Below are 17,079 nucleotides of genomic sequence, written 5' to 3' on the forward strand. Positions count from 1 at the left end.
GACGTCAGGGCGTCAGCGGGCTGGCGAACCTTTGTGCGCCGGTCAGGCCAGGGTGAGGCGGCCCTCCTGGTCGAAGCGGAGGCGGCCACTGGTCAGGGCGACGTGGAGCCCGTACCGGAGCAGCTTGTCGATCTTGTCGGTACGGCGGCGGTAGCCGAGCCGCTCCAGGCCGGCGCGCAGCAGCCGCTCCTCGTCCATGCTCGGCGCGTCCTGCAGCACGTGCACGAAGGCGTTGGCCACCTCCTCGGGCGGCACCTCCTCGAACGCCCGGTCGTTGCTGGCCTGGGTGACCCGATACGCGCGGTACGTCTGCGGGTCAGCCCCATCGGGCCAGGCGTACCGGCTCACGGTCGGGTGCGCGTACAACCGGCGGGAGTCGACGAGGGCGAGCACGGCAGTGCGGCGGTCCTCACGGGTTCGGAGGAAGCCGAACCGGGCGAGGGCCAGGCGTGCGAGACGGTGCTGCTCGACAGGTCCCTCCGCCTCGATGATCTCGCGGAGCGCGGTCCGCATCAGGTTGCGTACCCGCTGGTCGGTGGCGAGCAGGTCGAGGTCCGCCTGGTCGCCGAGCGGCGTCGGGACGTACGGAATGAACGGGCTCGCCGTGATGGTGCCTGACGCTCTCGCGGGCGCGACCGTCACCGAAGGCGGTGCGGACACGGCGGCGAGTCCGGTGACGGGCGCCAACGACGCGCCCCGGAGGGGCTCCTCGTCCGCGGCGAGCCGCGACTGTGGCAACGCGGCGGCCGGCGCCGGGCGCGACGGCGACGGCTCGATGTCCGTTGCGGCGCGCGGCTGAGGCAGCTCGATCTCGCCGTGTTGCGGCTCGGCCGGCTCGGGCTCCGGTTCGGCTGTCGCGGGGGCCTCGGCTCGGGTGACCGCCTCGTCGACCTGGTCGAGCAGCGCCGACCGGTCGTGGATCCACGCCGGCAGCCAGAACCGCACCACCTCCGGCCAGCCCATGATCGTACGAAGTAGCGCGGGCGCCGAGTCCCGGTCCGCCACCGTCGGGCGGGCGCTCCAGTCGGGGCCGTCGAGCATGACGGCCACCTGCCACCGCGGCGCCCCTGGCCTGCGGACGGCGAGGTCGACGGTGAAGTCGGAGAGGCCGTGTGAGGTGCGGACCTCGTGGCCGCGGTCGCGCAGCGCCGCGGCCACCTCCTCGCGAATCCGACTGCGCCGCTCGGTGCGGTCGGTGGCGAGGTCACCCAAGCGGTCCGCGCCGGCGGCGGCCATCTCGCAGTACGCCCGCAGGTGCTGCGTGCCCAGCGCGGACGTACGGGACAGGTCGATGTCCGACGGGTCGAAGGACGAATAGAGGACGATTTGGCGGCGGGCGCGGGTGATGGCCACGTTGAGCCGCCGCTCGCCGCCTGCCTGGCTGAGCGGGCCGAAGTTCAGCGGGAGCTGGCCGGTCTCCGGGTTGGTGGAGAAGGCCAGGGAGAACAGGACGACGTCCCGCTCGTCGCCCTGCACGTTCTCCAGGTTCTTGACGAAGATCGGCTCCGCGACCGCACCGGAAAGGTGCTCGCGGATGATCGGGTCGACGCTTTCCTCCAGCAGGTTGAGGATGAGGTCCCGCTGCTGGATGTTGAAGGTGACCACGCCGACGGACTGGGTGGCGGTCGCCGGGTCGTGCAACCGCCGGGTGATGTCCACGAGGATCGCCCGCGCCTCGACCTCGTTGGTCCGTGATCCGCCCCGGTCGTACTGGCCGTCGACGCGCCGCCAGGTGACACCTGCGGTGCTCGTGGCACCGGGCGACGGGAGGCTGGAGAGTTTGTTGTCGTAGTAGTAGCGGTTCGAGAAGGCGATGAGTGACTCGTCGTGACTGCGGTAGTGCCAGGAGAGCCACCGTTGCGGCAGGCCGGACTCGACGGCCTCGCTGAGGATGCTCTCCAGGTCCTCCGGCACCGGGCCGTTGCCCTCGTCGATCTCGTCGACGGTGTGGCTGGCCTGCATGATGCTGCTCGGCGGCATCTGCCGGGAGTCGCCGACCACCACCACGGCGCTGCCCCGGCCCATCGCGCCGATCGCCTCGGCCACGCGGATCTGTGAGGCCTCGTCGAAGATGACAAGGTCGAAGCGTTGGCTCCCCGGTGCCAGGAAGTTCGCCGCGGACGCGGGGCTGACCAGCACGCACGGGGTCAGCGCCAGCACGGCGTCCGGGTACTGCTCGAACAGTTCACGGAAGGACCTGCCGCCCCGCTTGCGGCGAAGCTCCGCGGCGAAGTCAGCGAAGCGGCCACGCCGGTCGGTCGGGCTGAAGGGGCGGCGACGGACCAGCACCGACGGCAGCTGCGTCGGCAGCGCGGACCGCAGCTCACCGGCGGCCGCCTCGAACTGGCTGATCTCGTCGTCGTGCAGCTCCGGGTCGAAGTACTGCAGGCCCCCGGCGCGTACCCGCTCGGCGAGGGATGCCGCCGCGACTCCCCGCCGGTAGACCTCCTCGGCCAGCTGCGCGGGCACCTCGGCGCGCAGCAGCTGGTCCCGATACTCGGTGAGGCCGGCCGAGGCGAGCACGTCGGCGTGGCCCAGGACGGTCGCCCATCGGCGCAGCGGGAACAGCTCCTCGCTCTGCAACTCGTGCAGCCAGGCCACGCCGTCGCGCTGCCAGGCGTCGACCCAGTGCGAACCGGCGGCCCACAGGGTCAGCTCCGGCCCGGCGGAGCGCAACACCCCGCGCCAGGCCCGCCACCGCGAGGCGAACCGGTCGAGAAGGGTCGCGCCGACGTCGGTGAACCCGCTGTGGAACAGCTCCCAGGCCTGCGGGTGCCGGGCCAGGAGCGTCCGGCCGGCCCGGGTCGCCTCGATCGCCTCGGTCAGCCGCTCCTGCGCGTTGGGGTCTGTGGGCTGCCACTGCGGCAGCCGCAGCCCGCCCACTGCGACAACATGCTGGTGGAGCGCGACCGCCTGCGCCTGGGCGGCCACCAGCCGACCGGTGGCAACCTCCACCCGATCGGCGTCGAGCGTCGCACCGGCAACCAGGTGCACCGCCAGCCGATCCACGATGGCCTGCCGGCGCTTGCGCTTGCCGAGCAGCTTCTTCGCCGCCTCCTGAGCCTCACCGTGCCAGGCGGTCAGCTCCGGGCGGGCGAACACGTCCGGCCGGAAGGTGGCGAGTTCGCCGGCGAAGCCCTGCCGGAAGGCCGCCAGGTCCGCCTGGAGTCGGGCCACCGCCTCGTCCCACCGCCGGTCGCTGGCGCGCAGGGTGGTCTCCCGGTCCGGCAGCAGTCCGCGTACGGCGAGCCAGGCGCCCGCCTGCAGCTCGCTCACGGTCTCCGGGGCGGGCAGCGTCCGCAGCAGTTCGACCAGGTGCGGGTGGGCGGCGAGGTCGGCACGGAGACGTTCGAGCTCGGCGGCGATCTCGGTGACGGCGGCGCCGTGCAGCCCGTCGAGGGTGCGGCAGCCGCTGAGCGCCCACGGGTGCGCGGCCCGGATCCGCGCCGAGCGTGCGGCCGCTGGGAATTCCCGCAGGGTTGTCTCGACCCGAGCGCGTGCCTCGGCGGGCGCGTGCAGGTAGCTCACCGGAATGGGGGCGACCGGGCCGTCCCCGTACGCCAGGGTCTGCTCGTAGGCCGACCAGAGCGACATCCCGACGGGGTTGGTGGTGTGCACCTGGCCCGGGTACTCGGCCAGTGGGGCGAGTCGCGTCCGGTAGGCCGTCTCGACGGCCGTCCAGGTGCCGTCGCCGCCCTGGTCGTACTGGTCGAGGGCGTCGCGCAGCTGTTGGCGGATGGCGTTGAGGGACTGCTTGCGCCCGTGCAGGTCGAGGGCGAACGGCCCGAGGCCGATCTGCTTGAGGCGGCGCTTCACCACCTCCAGCGCGGCCTGCTTCTCGGCGACGAACAGCACCGACCGGCCGGCGCTGACCGCCCGGGCGATCATGTTGGTGATGGTCTGGGACTTGCCGGTGCCGGGTGGGCCCTCCAGGACGAAGGAGTGGCCGCGCTCGGCGCGCACGATGGCCTGCATCTGCGACCCGTCGGCGGGGATGGGCAGGTGCAGGTCCGCCTCGTCGACAGCGACATCGACGTCGTGCTCGGGGCGAGCGGGGTCGTCGAACGTGGCGCCGGACGACTCGACCAGGTGCCGGACGACCGGGTTCTCCATGAACCGGGGCCAGTGGTCGGTGAGGTCCCGCCACATCTGAAAGGTGGAGAACTGCAGCAGCCGGAGGCTGGCGGTCTCGTCGATGCGGTAGTTGAGCCGGTTGTCGAGCAGGCCGGTGTTGATCGCGGCCAGGGTCTTGGCGATGTCGATGCCGTGCTCGTCGAGGACCGGCTGTTCCAACGCCGGGATCCGGACGCTGTGCTTGACCCGCAGCCACTCGATCAGGCAGTAGTTCGGGCTGGCGACCTCGGTGCCGTCGATGACCATCGCGTAGGGGCGACGGCCGCTGCCGCCCTCGATGCGCACCGGTAGGAGGAACAGCGGCGCGTACGCCTCTCCCCCGGTCGTCTTGGTGTGCACCAGGGTGCCGATGGTCAGGTAGAGGTAGTTGCTGCCGGTCTCCTGCTCCATCGTGCGCGCCTCGCGCTGCAGCGCCCGCATCGCCGTCTTGTAGCGGGCGTCGGTGACCGCGCCGTAGACCCGGCGGTCGGTGCGCAGTTCCCGGGTGAGGATTTCGGCGTCGAGGTCCTGTGCCCGGCGTGCCCCGGCCAGCTCGTGGACGTGGCTGATGTCGTCCTGCGGGATGACCTGCACCTGGCGGCCGTCGTGGATGAGGTCGTCGAGCAGGGCCAGGGCACCCGCCGGCACGTGCAGGTCCAGGCCGCGGCCACGCTTGGGCAGGTTGAGCAGCGGGTTGCGCAGGCTCAGGTCGAGCAGCGACTTCTTCCACTGCTGGACGCGCGCCGGCGAACCGTCGGACTGCTGCGGCACCTCGTCACCGTCGTCGGCGAGCTGTCGCAGCTTCGCGGCGGCGACGCCGGGCGGAAGGTCGAGGGATGCCCCTGCGTCGGCGGTCGACTCCTTGACCAGCGCCGGGGTGACCAATTCGTCGGCTGACGGCAGCGGGCGGATCCCCGAGCGATGGGCCAGGTGTACGTCGACGACGCCCTGCATGCGATCACCGTCGCCGCGGAAGTGGCCGAGCCCGACCCGTACCGCCTCGGTGAAGGTCGCCGACTGCGCGCCCGGCCCGATGCGGGTCAGCTCGACCGGCACCGCCCGACCGGAGTCCACCATCGAGATCAGCAGGTTGCTCTCGGTCACCGCAGCCGAGCCCAGCCGCTCCTCCTCCAGCAGGAAGCCGCCGAAGGCGTGCCCCTCGCTGATGAAGATGAGCGGGTGCAGCCCTGCCGCCTCCAGGCACGCGGCGTAGGTAACCGACAAGTCGAGGCAGTTGCCGAGCCGGCCGTCGAGCACCGCGGCTGTCGTCCGTACCTTCTGGCCGGTGTTCTCGAAGGACGCCGGCAGGGTCTGGTAGGTGATCTCGAGTTGGCGCAGCGCCTCGTACACGGCACCGGCGATCAGCGCCGCCCGCTCCGAACCCTCCTGGTAGCCCTGCAGCGAGCCGGAGCGGGTCCGCGCGAGCAGGATCCGGGCGGCAGCCCGCAGGACCGCCTCCACCGCCCGGGTGTTCGGCTGCACGAAGGCCGCGAGGCTGTCGTACAGGGCGGGGCTGTTGAACCACTCGTTGTGGGCCAACACTCTTGACGGGGCAACCAGCGTCAACGCCTTGTCATCTGCCTCGACTGCCTCGACGATGAGGCGGTAGTCGACCGGGAACGCCTCGTCGGTGCGGTACAGCAGCACGCGGTCGGGCGTGAAGTCCCGGAAGTCGTCCCAGCTCGTGCTCGCCCCCGGACGCAACGGGGCGGTCAGCGTACGCGTCCACGGCTCGGTCAGCGCGCCGTCCGGGCCGAGCAACTCCAGCGTCAGCGTCACGTCGGTCAGCGGCACCGCGCCACGGTTGACGAGCGTGAGGTGACGGACCAACGGCACCCGGTTGTGCACCAGGGCGGCGTTGATCGCCGGCTGCACGAGCAGCCCGACGGCGAGCTGGTCGTCGTCGGCGCTGAACTGCGCGAAGACGCTGTCGGACATGGGCGTTTCTCCAGCTGACGAGACCAGGGAGGGCCAGCCTAACGGTCACCCGACCGGTGGAGAGGGCCCCGGCCGTGCGCGGCGTCGGACCGACCAGTCGGCGGGCCGCCGGCGGCAGCCAGCCGAGGTCCGCTTCAAACCGGTGACGCGCGGCGCAGCTGGCCCCATGCGCAGCTCGTACAGGTATGTCCACGGCCGGAATCGCCGGCTACGGCCCGATAGACGGTTGTAAAGGTCCGCGTCGCCCAGCATGATCGTTCTGTGGCGCGGTGGGCACCGGGCCGCCGGGAGACTCGGGCAGCCCCTTCGGGGTACCGCTGCGGTGACGCAGTGAAGAGGCGACGGGAGGATCTCATGCAAGGGGAGCTGCAACGCCTTGTCGACGCTCTCGCCGTGTACGCGGGCCGCCCGGCGCTGATCGAGGACCGCCGTCAGCGGGTGGTGGTCTACAGCGAGCACACCGGGTTGATGGACGACGTGCGCAAGGCGTCCATCCTGCGCCGGCAGACCACCCCGGAGGTGATGGCGTGGTTCCGGGACGTCGGCATCATGGACGCCCGTACCGCCGTGCGCACGCAGGCGTCGCGAGAGCTCGACCTGCTGCCGCGGGTCTGCGTGCCGATCCGTCACCAGGACCTGCTGCTGGGGTTTGTCTGGTTCATCGACCCGGACGGCACGATGGCCGACGCGGACATCACCGCAACCGGCCTGATGAGCGAGCTGTCGCTGGCGCTGTACCGGGAGAACCTCCTCGGTGAGCTGGCCTCCCAACGGGAGAGCGAGGCGGCGCGGACCCTGCTCTCCGACAGCGAGGCCAGCCGGGACCAGTCGGTGCGGACCCTGCGCGAGGCCGGCCTGATCGCCGGCGACGGGCCGGCCACCGCGCTTGTCGCGCAGCTGGTGCCGTTGCACGGCGAGCTGCCCGACGAGGTGGCCCGGCTGGCGCTGGAGCAGGCGCTGGTCACCACCCGGCGGTGGATCGGCACCCGGGAGGCGCTGCACCTGGTCCGCGACGACCACGGGGTGCTGCTGCTCTGCGGCGAGCGGGGTGCCGGGCGCCCCTCCCCCGAGGTCGTCGCGAAACTGCTCGACGACAACCTGCGGCAGGCGACCAGCGGGCTCGGTTCGGTGGAGCGCGTCGTGGTCGGGGTCGGGCAGCCGCGGCCCCGGCTGACCGAGGCGATCGCGTCGTACGTGGAGGCGCTGCAGTCGGCCCGGGTGGGCGTGCGGTTGCCGGCGCTCGGCCCGGTGGTGTCGTGGGCGGGGCTGGGCATCTACCGGGTGCTGTCGCGGATGGAGGGTCGGCACCTGGACATCGCCGACGTGCACCCCGGGCTTGAACGGTTGCTGCAGGAGCAGCCGAACCCGGTGTTGCTGCAGACCCTGGAGCGCTATCTGGATCTGGCCGGGAACGCGCACGCCACGGCCGAGCAGCTACGCCTACACCGCACCACGCTCTACTACCGGCTACAGCGGATCGAGGAGCTGGCCGACACCGATCTGAAGAACGGAAACGAGCGGCTCTGTCTGCACCTGGCGCTGAAGCTGGGCCGGTTGACCGGCGCCTACCGGCCGCAGGAGTGACACCGGTGGGCAGGGCCGCCGCCCCGCCCACCGGGTCCCCGATTACAGGCCTGCGGCCACGGCCGCCAACCGGCCACCGACGATCGGTAGCTCGATCCGGCTGCGGTCGAAGTGGACGGTGATGTCGGCCCGGTTCTGCTTCGCCCGGCTGCTGTAGCCGGAGTACGAGCCGAGTAGCACCACGCCGACCTGGTTGCCAGCCGCGAAGACGTAGTCCTCGGGAAGCAGCGGCACGTCGACGGAGTTCTTCTTGCCCGGCACCAGCGGCGTCGTCACGGACGGCGACTTCAGGTTGAGGCCGTCCAGGATGCCCTTGGTCACCAGCTCCTGCGGATCGGTGACGACGGTTTTCTCGGTCTGTCGGTAGCAGGCGTCCTCGGCGTGTCCGCCCCAGGTGGCCGAGTTGCCCCAGCAGTCCTCGGTGGTCAGCGTCCGGATGCCGTCGCCCGAGGTGCTGAACCGCGGCCGGGTGCCGTAGTCCACCAGCAGGCCGGCGAAGCTGGTGTCTTCGCCGTTCACCGATGCGTTGATCTTGACGATCGGGGTACCCGAGATGTGCAGGGGCTTGCGCAGCGGCTGGGAGAGGAAGACCAACCGGTTCTCCGTGTTCGCGGCCGGGTCCGACGGGTGCCGGATCGCGTTGGTCTGGCTCATCGACGGGGTGTCCTGGAACGTCCGGGACGCCTTACCCGGCTGTGGGCGGACCGACAGCCCGCCGGCCGTCCCCTCGTCGCCGGGGCGCAGGAACACCTGGGTGCTCCGGACGGTCGGGATCGGCCAGCTGCGGTAGGTCTCCCAGACGTCCGGCGTCCGCTCGATGTCGGCCATCGGCTCGGCCATGATGCCGTTCTTCACCCCGTGCAGCCAGAAGTCGAACCACCGGTGCAGGGTGTCCACCCACTCACCCCGACGGAAGTCGAACGGGTCGATGTGACCGGTGCCGGTCAGCCAGAGCTTGCGCGGCACGTTCTCCTCGGCCAGCGCGTCCCACCACTTGCTGAAGTGGTCCGCTCGGACGTTGTTGTCGTTGATGCCGTGGACCACGAACACACTCGCTCGCACCCGGTCCGTGTGCGGGACGTAGTCGCGCTCCGCCCAGAAGGCGTTGTAGTCGCCGGTGACGTCGTCGCTGTCGACGCCGAGCTGGGTCCGCACCGCCGCACAGTGCTCCCGCCGCTCCGGGTTGGTGACCGTGTTGGAGAGGCTGCCGGAGTAGTTGTTCGCTCGGGTGACCAGGCCGTTGCTGCGTGAGTAGTCGTACCAGCTGGAGATCGCCGAGATCGGCACGATGGTGGTGAGCCCCCGCACGCCGCTGGCGGCGGCCGCGTTGGCCAGCGTCCCGTCGTACGACTTGCCGATCATGCCGGTCTTACCGTTGTGCCAGTCGGCGACGACCCGCGTGCCGGCCGCGTCGGTGCCGGCTCGACGACCGTTGAGCCAGTCGATCGCGGTCGGCGCGCTGATGTTGTCGGCGCGACCACCGGTGACCGGACAGCCGGTCGAGTTGTTGGTGCCGATCATGTCGAGCAGGACCACCGCGTAGCCGCGCGGGACGAAGTAGTTGTCGTAGAAGAGCGGCCACTGGTCGTTGAGGCCGTCGCCGTCGATGTCGGCCTTGCATTCGCTCTCGTTGCCGCGACACACCGTGGAGTAGTAGGGGCTGGCATCCATGATCACTGGCACCCGCAGGCCCGCCTGGCTGGCCTTGGGCCGGATGATGTCCATCGCCACGACGTCGCGGGTGCCGTCGCCATCGGTGTCGACGTCGGAGGTGACGAATACCCGCTCGCGGATCGCGTCGGCATACCCGAACACCGGCTGGGTGACTCCGTGCTGAATGACCGGCCTGAGCCGGCCTGCCGTCGGGTTCGCCGTCGCGGTTGCCGCCGGCAGGCCGACGGCGATGGCCGCAACGACCACCACCGACCCTCGCCACCAGCTCCTTGTGGTTCGCATCGTGCTCCTCCCCATCTCCGCCACCGGCCGTGGAGGCGGTCGTCCCGGGCGAGGACGACGTACCGGCGGTGCGGCAGTTGACTCGCACCCTAGAAACCGATTCACGGATGGTCATCGGACAGATGCGGGAGGTGATCGTCGTCCGGTCCTACGTCTGTCGCATCTCGACAGGCGTAGGACCGGACAGCGGGTGATTCCAACAGGTGCCCGATGACGCGCCGGCCGCCCGGCCATAGGTTCGCCGCACCACCTCCGCCGGTCGACCCGACCGTCACCCAGGGTCACCGGCGGAGCCCATCGGCGGCATCGGAGACGAGCGCGCCACCGGTTGCCGGGCGACGGGAAGGGCGGGATGTGCAGTTCTCGGGCCCAGCCGTGATCCCGCGGTTCATTGGGCGGTTCCTGGTGCCGGCGGCGTTCGCGGCGCTCTTCGCCGCACCACTGTGGTTCATGGTGGTCGGCTCACTACGGCCCGCCGGCCTGCCCCCGCCCCGCACCTTCGAGGTACTCCCACCCGAACCGACCGTGGCCGCGTACGCCCGGCTGCCGGAGCTGATCCCGCTGTTCCGGTTCCTGGCCAACTCGGCGCTGGTCGTCGCGGTCGCCGTGCCGCTGACCGTCATCGTCGCCTCACTGACCGGCTTCGGGCTGCGGCTGTTGACGCCGGTGGCCCGCCGACGGGCGGTCCTGGGCCTGCTGGCGGTGCTCCTGGTGCCGGTCACCGCGGTGTGGGCCACCCGGTTCGAGCTGTTCCGGCTGGCCGGCGTGGTCGACACGTACGTCCCGTTGCTGGCCCCGGCGCTGCTCGCCGGCAGCCCCTTCCTGGTGCTGCTCTACGCGTGGAGCTTCGGCGGCGTGCCGGACACCCAGCTCGGGGCGGCCCGGCTGGAGGGCGCCGGTTGGTTGACGATCTGGCGCCGGGTGGCGCTGCCGCAGGTGCGCCCGGCGACGCTGGCCGTCGGCGTGCTCGCCTTCACGCTGCACTGGTCCAACCTGATCGACCCGCTGCTCTACCTGCAGAGCGGTGACCGCTACACATACCCGCTCGGCCTGCAGTTCCTGCGGCTGCTGAACCCGACGGACTGGCCGCTGCTGATGGCCGCGTGCGTTGTCGCGACAGCGCCGTGCGTGGTGGTGTTCCTGCTCGCTCAGCGAATCCTGCTCAACGACGATCCGCTGACGGCACTGAGATCTGGAGGTCGTAGATGAGCACGGTCCGCGCTCGACGATGGGTTGCCCTGATCACCGCCGCGCTGCTGCTCGGCTACGCGGCCGGCTGCGGTGCCGGCGACCGCGCGGCCGACCGGCCAGGGATCACGGTCGTGCTCTTCGGCGACGCTGAGGAGATCGCCGGCTACCGCAGCCTGGTCGCCGCCTTCGAGCAGGCCCACCCCGACGTGCCCGTCAACCTCTCCCCCGTCGCCACCCAGGACGATCTGATGGCCCGCCTGACCACCTCGTTCGCAGGCGGGCAGCCACCCGACGTGTTCCTGCTCAACTACCGCCGCTACGGCCAGTTCGCCGCCCAGCAGGCGATCGAACCAGCGCAGGCGTACCTCGACCGCAGCGCGGCGCTGAACGAGAGCGACTTCTCCCCGCGCGCACTGGACGCCTTCCGGTTCGACGGCAAGACGCTGACCTGCCTGCCGCAGAACATGTCCTCCCTGGTCGTCTACTACAACGCCGACCTGTTCGCGGCGGCCGGCGTGCCACTGCCGAAGGCCGGCTGGACCTGGGACGACTTCCTGGCCGCCGGACGGGCCCTGACCGGCGACGGAAAGTACGGCGTGGGCGTGGAGCCGTCCCTGCCGCGGCTCGCCCCGTTCGTCTGGTCCAACCGGGGTGAGCTGGTCGACCACCCGGACAAGCCGACCACCCTGACCCTCACCGGCGACCCGGCCAGCCGCGCCGCCGTCGACTGGTTCCTCGACCTGCAACTGAAGCACCACGTCGTGCCGCCGGACGCCGAGGAGCAGAGCGAGTCGAGTGAGGCCCGGTTCCTGCGCGGCACGCTCGGCATGTACCTCAACAGCCGGGTCGCCGTGCCGACGCTGCGCACCATCGACGGCTTCACCTGGGACGCGGCGCCGCTGCCGATCGCGCCAGGCGGCGTACCCGCGTCGATCCTGCACAGCGACGCCTACTGCATGAGCGCCGGCCTACCCGACCACGACCAGGCCTGGCGGTTCATCGAGTTCGCGATGGGCGGGCAGGGCCAGCGGATCCTCGCCGGGTCGGGCCGCACGGTGCCGTCCCGGCTCGACGTGGCCAACTCCCCCGACTTCCTCGACCCGCAGCAGCCCCCTCGGTCGTCGCGGGTCTACCTCGACGCCGAGCCGCACCTGCGCGCCACCCCGCGCACCGGCACCTGGTCGCGAGTGGAGCGCGAGGCCGGCGGCCTGCTCGCGGAGGTCTTCTACGGCCGGATCGGACGCGAGGAGGGGCTGCGACAACTGGAGGAGAAGCTCCGGCCGCTCTTCACGCTCCCGGTAGGCGCCGGTGGCTGAGCAGGGCGTGATCCGACTCGAATCGCTGACCAAGTCGTACGGGAAGGTCATCGCCCTCGACGGCGTCGACCTCGCGGTGCGCGCCGGCGAGATGGTGACCCTGGTCGGCCCGTCCGGCTCCGGCAAGTCGACGATCCTGCGGCTGATCGCCGGCCTGGACCGGCCGGACCGTGGTCGCGTCGTCGTCGACGGGCAGGACGTGGCCCAGGTGCCGCCGCACCGCCGCGCGGTGGCAATGGTCTTCCAGGACTACGCGCTCTACCCCCACCTCACCGTCCGCGGCAACCTGCTGTTCGGGCTGCGGGTCCGCCGCGTCCGGCGCGCGGAGGCCGAAGAGCGGGCCCGGGCGGCGGCCGACCGGCTCGGCATCGCGGATCTGCTCGACCGCTACCCCGACGAGACCTCCGGCGGGCAGCGCCAGCGCATCGCCCTCGCCCGCGCGCTGCTGCGCGAGCCGACCGTCTATCTACTCGACGAGCCGCTGGCCAGCCTGGACGCGCCGCTGCGCTTCGCCACCCGCGCCGACCTGCTCACCCTGCACCGCGAACTGGGCACCACCACCATCCACGTCACCCACGACCAGGCCGAGGCGATGACGCTCGGCGACCGGGTCGTCGTCCTCGACCACGGTCGGGTCCGCCAGATTGGTCCGCCGCAGCAGGTCTACGACGAACCCGCGGACACCTTCGTGGCCGGATTCCTGGGCAGCCCGCCGATGAACCTGGTACGCGGTGGCGGCGTGCTGGGCGGCGCCACCGACAGCACCGTCGGCGTACGCCCGGAGGATCTGAGCCTCGACCCCGACGGACCGGTGGCGGCGACCGTCGAGGCGGTGGAGGCGCTCGGCAGCGAGGCCATCCTGCTGACCCGCTGCGACGACGGCACGCGGCTGATCGTCCGCACCGGCCCCCGGCCCGGCGTATGGCCGGGCGACCAGGTACGACTGCGCGCCGACCCGGGCCGGATCCACCGCTTCGACGCCGACACCGGGCGACGCCGGTGAGCACCGGCCGGGTCAGCCGGCCGCTGACCGCGTGGGCGTTCCTCGCGCCGTACGCGGTGGCGGTCGCGCTGCTGATCGCGCTGCCCGCACTGCTCAACCTCGGCTACGCGTTCACCGACCACACCGGACTGACCCGGGACCCGCAGTTCGTCGGCCTGGACAACGCGCGCCGTCTGCTCGCCGACGGCTTCCTCGCCGACAGCATCCGGGCCTCCGCGATCCACCTGGCGCTGGCCGTACCGCTGCGGCTGCTGGCCGCCATCGGGCTCGGGCTGCTGTTGGCCGCGCCCCGCCCTGGCGGCCGTTGGTTCCGGGTCGCGGTCTACCTGCCGACCGTCGTACCCGACGTGGCCCTGGCGGTGCTCTTCCTGTGGGTGCTCAACCCGCTCTACGGCCCGCTCAACCAACTGCTCGGGCTCTTCGGCCACCCGGGCATGAACTGGCTCGCCGAGCCCGGCTCCGCGCGGGTGGCGGTGGCGCTGATGCTCGCGTTCCCGATCGGTGAGGGATTCATCGTCGTGCTCGCCGCCCGACGGATGCTCGACGGACGGCTGTACGAGGCGGCGGCGCTGGAGGGCTGCGGCCCGTTCGGCCAGCTACGCCGGCTCACGCTGCCGCTGCTCGCGCCGGTGCTGGTGCTGCTCGCCGTCCGCGACACGATCCTCACCCTGCAGGTCAACTTCGTGCCGGCGTACGTCCTCACCGACGGCCGGCCCGCCAACGCCACGCTCTACCTGCCGGTCTACATCTTCGACCAGGTCTTCGAGTTCTCCGGCTTCGCCTACGGGGCGATGATCACGAGCGTCCTCATGGTGGTCACCGGGGTCATCATCACCGCGCTGCTGCTGATGGTGCGACGCTGGCGGGTGCTGCGCTGAGCGTGACATCCTGCTGCGGTGAGACTCCGGATGTTCGCCGTCGTCGTCACGGTTCCGTTGCTCGTCGCCTGCGGCGGCACGGACGCCGGGCAGCCCGCCGACCGGGGGCCGGGAATGCTCGCGAACCTGCCCAGCTGCGACCGGGTGCCGCTGGACGCCGACGCCGAGGTTGACAGCCAGGTCACCGGCCTTCTCCTGCCGGAAGGCGCGCGGGTCACCTCGGTGGTCGAGCAGGGCGCCCTGACCACGGTCGCGGCCACCATCCGGATGACCCCGCTGGACGTCCGTGCCCACTACGAGAGCCGTGGCGACATCGACCTGCTGCGCGCCGAGGATGAGGTGTTCGAGGCCGAGGTGCTGATGCGGGCGCAGGAACGACGGACGTATCTGCGGGCCACCGCGCTCTGCGCGGACGGAACGACGCTGACCGCGGTGGTCGGGCCGGACTCGGACGAGGCCGGCCTACCCGAGTTCCAGAGCAACTGACCATCGAACCGAGCTGGTGCACGCCCACCTGGAACCGGGCGTCCCGTGCACGCCGGCGCGATCGGGCTCGCCCGGTCTCGACAGGTGTCCTAATCAGACCGGTCGAATCGCAACACGTGCTGGGTGACGTGGACCACTCCACTGTCTAGCGTGCGCACTGTAGACCACTTTCCGGTCGCCATGGCGCGTGGACAGGGAGACTGCATGAGACTCACGCTCGCCCGAAGGTACCGCGGCCTCGCGATGACAACGAGCCTGGGGCTGGTCATCGCGCTCGCGCTGACCGCCTCGTCCGCACCCCGGCCGGTCCAGGAGTCGCTGGCCACCAACTCGCCCACCGGTCCGATGGAAATCCCCGACGAGTGGATGACCGCCCAGCGGATGAGCGACGGCAGCCGGGACCTCTCGGTGGCCAAGTACGCGAAGGCTCGGGGCGAGGCCCACGATCTCAACCTGCGCACCCGCCTCCTCTACCGCCACCTGGCGCAACGGGAATGGAACTTCTTCGGGCCGAGCAACATCGGCGGCCGGGTCGTGGACATCGCCGTCGACCCGCAGGTCCCCGACCAGATCTTCATCGCCGCCGCCTCCGGCGGCGTCTGGAAGTCCGACGACGCCGGCGCCACGTTCGAGACGGCCTGGCCGGACGACGGGACGCAGAGCATGGGCGCGGTCGCGATGACCAGCGACGGCGTCCTCTTCGCCGGCACCGGCGAGGCCCAGCCGGGTGGCGGCTCGATCACCTTCGGCGGCGACGGCATCTACCGCTCGAAGGACCGAGGCAGGACCTGGCGGCACGTCGGCCTGAAGGACAGCCACGCCATCGGCCGCTTCGCCATCGACCCGAGCAACGAGGACCGGATCTTCGCCGCCGCCAGCGGCAACCTCTTCGTACCGGGTGGTCAGCGCGGCGTCTACCTCTCGGAGAACGGCGGGAACAGCTGGACGCAGGTGCTCGCGCCGCCGAACGCCACCACCGGCGCCACCGAGGTCGTCATCGACCCGAGCAACCCGCGCCGGATGTACGCGGCGATGTGGGACCACCTGCGCGAACCACATCAGCGCACCTATGGCGGGCTCGGCTCCAGCCTCTGGCGCTCCGACGACGCCGGTCGCACCTGGTCGCGGATGACCAACGGCCTGCCCACCGACGCCGACCAGGGCCGCTGGGGCATCGCGGTCGCCCCGGACAACCCCCAGCGGCTGTACGCGTACGTCGGCACCGCACTCGGCCCGTTCCGCGCCTTCTACCGCTCCGACGACGGCGGCGACAGCTGGACGCAGACCCCGGTCACCGCCGGTCAGGCATCCCAGTCCACGTTCAGTTGGTGGTTCGGCAAGCTCTTCGTCGACCCCGGCAACTCCGATCACGTCTTCCTCACCGGGGTCAACCTGATGCGCTCGACCAACGGCGCGCAGAGCTTCTCGTCGGTAAGCGGCGTGCACGCCGACCAGCACGCGATGCGCTGGGACCCGAAGGTGCCCGGGCGGGTCTACCTGGGCAACGACGGCGGCCTCTACCGATCCGAGGCGAACGGCGCGAGCGGCTGGGTCAAGGCGACGTACGAGCCCTACACCCAGTTCTACACGGTGGACGTGGCGCAGACCGATCCGGTGTTGAAGGTCGGTGGCGCGCAGGACAACGGCTGCAACCGCGGCTACAACGGCGTCGGTGGCCCGTGGAACGCCATCGGCTGCGGTGACGGCCTCCAGGTGGTCATCCACCCGGAATCCCCGAACATCGTCTTCGGGTGCAGCCAGTACGGCTCCTGCTACCGGTCGGAGAACTCCGGCGGCACCCCCCGCCAGAACATCGGCACCGGGCAGACGACCTCGCAGCGGCGCAACTGGCTGACGCCCCTGCAGTTCGACCCGAGCGACCCGAACGTCATGTACTACGCCGGGAACATCCTCAACCGCTCGACGGACAACGGCCGCACCTGGACGCCGATCAGCCCGGACCTCACCGGCGGCGGCCCCAACGACCCGAACGGCTACCCGTGGGGCACGATCACCACCGTCGCCGCCGCGCCCACCGACGGCAACAAGCTCTACGTCGGCACCGACGACGGGAGGCTGTGGTGGACCGACGACCTCGGGCAGAACTGGCAGCAGGTCGACCCGGGGCAACTGCCCGGAACCTGGGTCACCCGGTTGGCGGTGAACCCCGCCGACAAGAACATCGCCTACGCCACCTTCTCCGCCTTCCGGTCCGGTAGCGACCGGTCGCACGTGATGATGACCCGCGACGGCGGCCGTACCTGGAGCAACATCGGCCGAGGTCTGCCGGACGCGCCAGTGAACTCCGTCGTCCCGACCGCCGACGGCCTGCTGCTGGTCGGCACCGACGTCGGGGTGTTCATGTCGGCGTGGAACGGCGGCGAGTGGGCGGCGTTGGGCACCAACCTGCCGCAGGCGGCCGTCATGTACCTGCGTTACCACGAGTCGAGCCGGCAGCTCACCGCGGCGACCTTCGGTCGGGGCGTCTACGACCTCACCGTGCCCCGCTGCCCGGCAGCGTCGACCAAGCTGCCGCTCAAGCAGACCGGTGTCGGCGTGATCGGCGTGCTCGCCTCCTGCCGAGCGGGCTGATCAACCGGTGAATCGTCGCGTC

General features: G+C 71.3%; 9 protein-coding genes. 7 read left to right on the plus strand and 2 right to left on the minus strand.

Features of this window, described 5'->3' with window-relative positions; genetic code table 11:
* Window positions 1-42 precede the first annotated feature (42 nt).
* Window positions 43-6,051 (minus strand): DUF4011 domain-containing protein, encoded by a 6,009-nt coding sequence (locus ACFY29_RS02385; RefSeq protein WP_386982707.1) that lies wholly within the window; start codon window positions 6,049-6,051, stop codon window positions 43-45.
* Window positions 6,052-6,405: 354 nt separating this feature from the next.
* Here ACFY29_RS02385 and ACFY29_RS02390 point away from each other — a divergent pair, with 354 nt between their 5' ends.
* Window positions 6,406-7,635, plus strand: coding sequence for a PucR family transcriptional regulator (locus ACFY29_RS02390; protein WP_386982709.1), 1,230 nt, complete (start codon window positions 6,406-6,408; stop codon window positions 7,633-7,635).
* Window positions 7,636-7,677: 42 nt separating this feature from the next.
* Here the strand turns inward: ACFY29_RS02390 and ACFY29_RS02395 are convergent, their stop codons facing one another.
* The gene (locus ACFY29_RS02395) at window positions 7,678-9,591 is read right to left on the minus strand and encodes a Xaa-Pro dipeptidyl-peptidase (protein ID WP_386982711.1); all 1,914 of its coding nucleotides are present in this window, start codon (window positions 9,589-9,591) and stop codon (window positions 7,678-7,680) included.
* A 354-nt stretch (window positions 9,592-9,945) separates the two neighbouring features.
* Between ACFY29_RS02395 and ACFY29_RS02400 the strand changes: the two genes are divergently transcribed.
* From ACFY29_RS02400 to ACFY29_RS02425, 6 genes are all read left to right on the plus strand, one after another.
* Window positions 9,946-10,800, plus strand: coding sequence for a carbohydrate ABC transporter permease (locus tag ACFY29_RS02400; RefSeq protein ID WP_386982713.1), 855 nt, complete (start codon window positions 9,946-9,948; stop codon window positions 10,798-10,800).
* Window positions 10,797-12,098 (plus strand): ABC transporter substrate-binding protein, encoded by a 1,302-nt coding sequence (locus tag ACFY29_RS02405; protein WP_386982715.1) that lies wholly within the window; start codon window positions 10,797-10,799, stop codon window positions 12,096-12,098. Before ACFY29_RS02400 ends, ACFY29_RS02405 begins: the two co-directional genes overlap by 4 nt.
* Entirely contained in the window at window positions 12,091-13,101 is a 1,011-nt protein-coding gene (locus ACFY29_RS02410) for an ABC transporter ATP-binding protein (RefSeq protein WP_386982717.1), read from the plus strand. Before ACFY29_RS02405 ends, ACFY29_RS02410 begins: the two co-directional genes overlap by 8 nt.
* The gene (locus ACFY29_RS02415) at window positions 13,098-13,979 is read left to right on the plus strand and encodes a carbohydrate ABC transporter permease (RefSeq protein ID WP_386982719.1); all 882 of its coding nucleotides are present in this window, start codon (window positions 13,098-13,100) and stop codon (window positions 13,977-13,979) included. The genes ACFY29_RS02410 and ACFY29_RS02415 overlap by 4 nt, the downstream gene beginning before the upstream one ends.
* An 18-nt stretch (window positions 13,980-13,997) precedes the next feature.
* Window positions 13,998-14,465: a hypothetical protein gene (locus ACFY29_RS02420; protein WP_386982721.1), complete on the plus strand. Its 468-nt coding sequence runs from the start codon at window positions 13,998-14,000 to the stop codon at window positions 14,463-14,465.
* A 204-nt stretch (window positions 14,466-14,669) separates the two neighbouring features.
* Window positions 14,670-17,057: a WD40/YVTN/BNR-like repeat-containing protein gene (locus tag ACFY29_RS02425; RefSeq protein WP_386982723.1), complete on the plus strand. Its 2,388-nt coding sequence runs from the start codon at window positions 14,670-14,672 to the stop codon at window positions 17,055-17,057.
* The last annotated feature ends 22 nt before the right edge of the window (window positions 17,058-17,079 follow it).

The organism is Micromonospora sp. NPDC000668 (genome assembly GCF_042897975.1).
In the GTDB taxonomy this organism is placed as follows: Bacteria; Actinomycetota; Actinomycetes; order Mycobacteriales; family Micromonosporaceae; genus Micromonospora.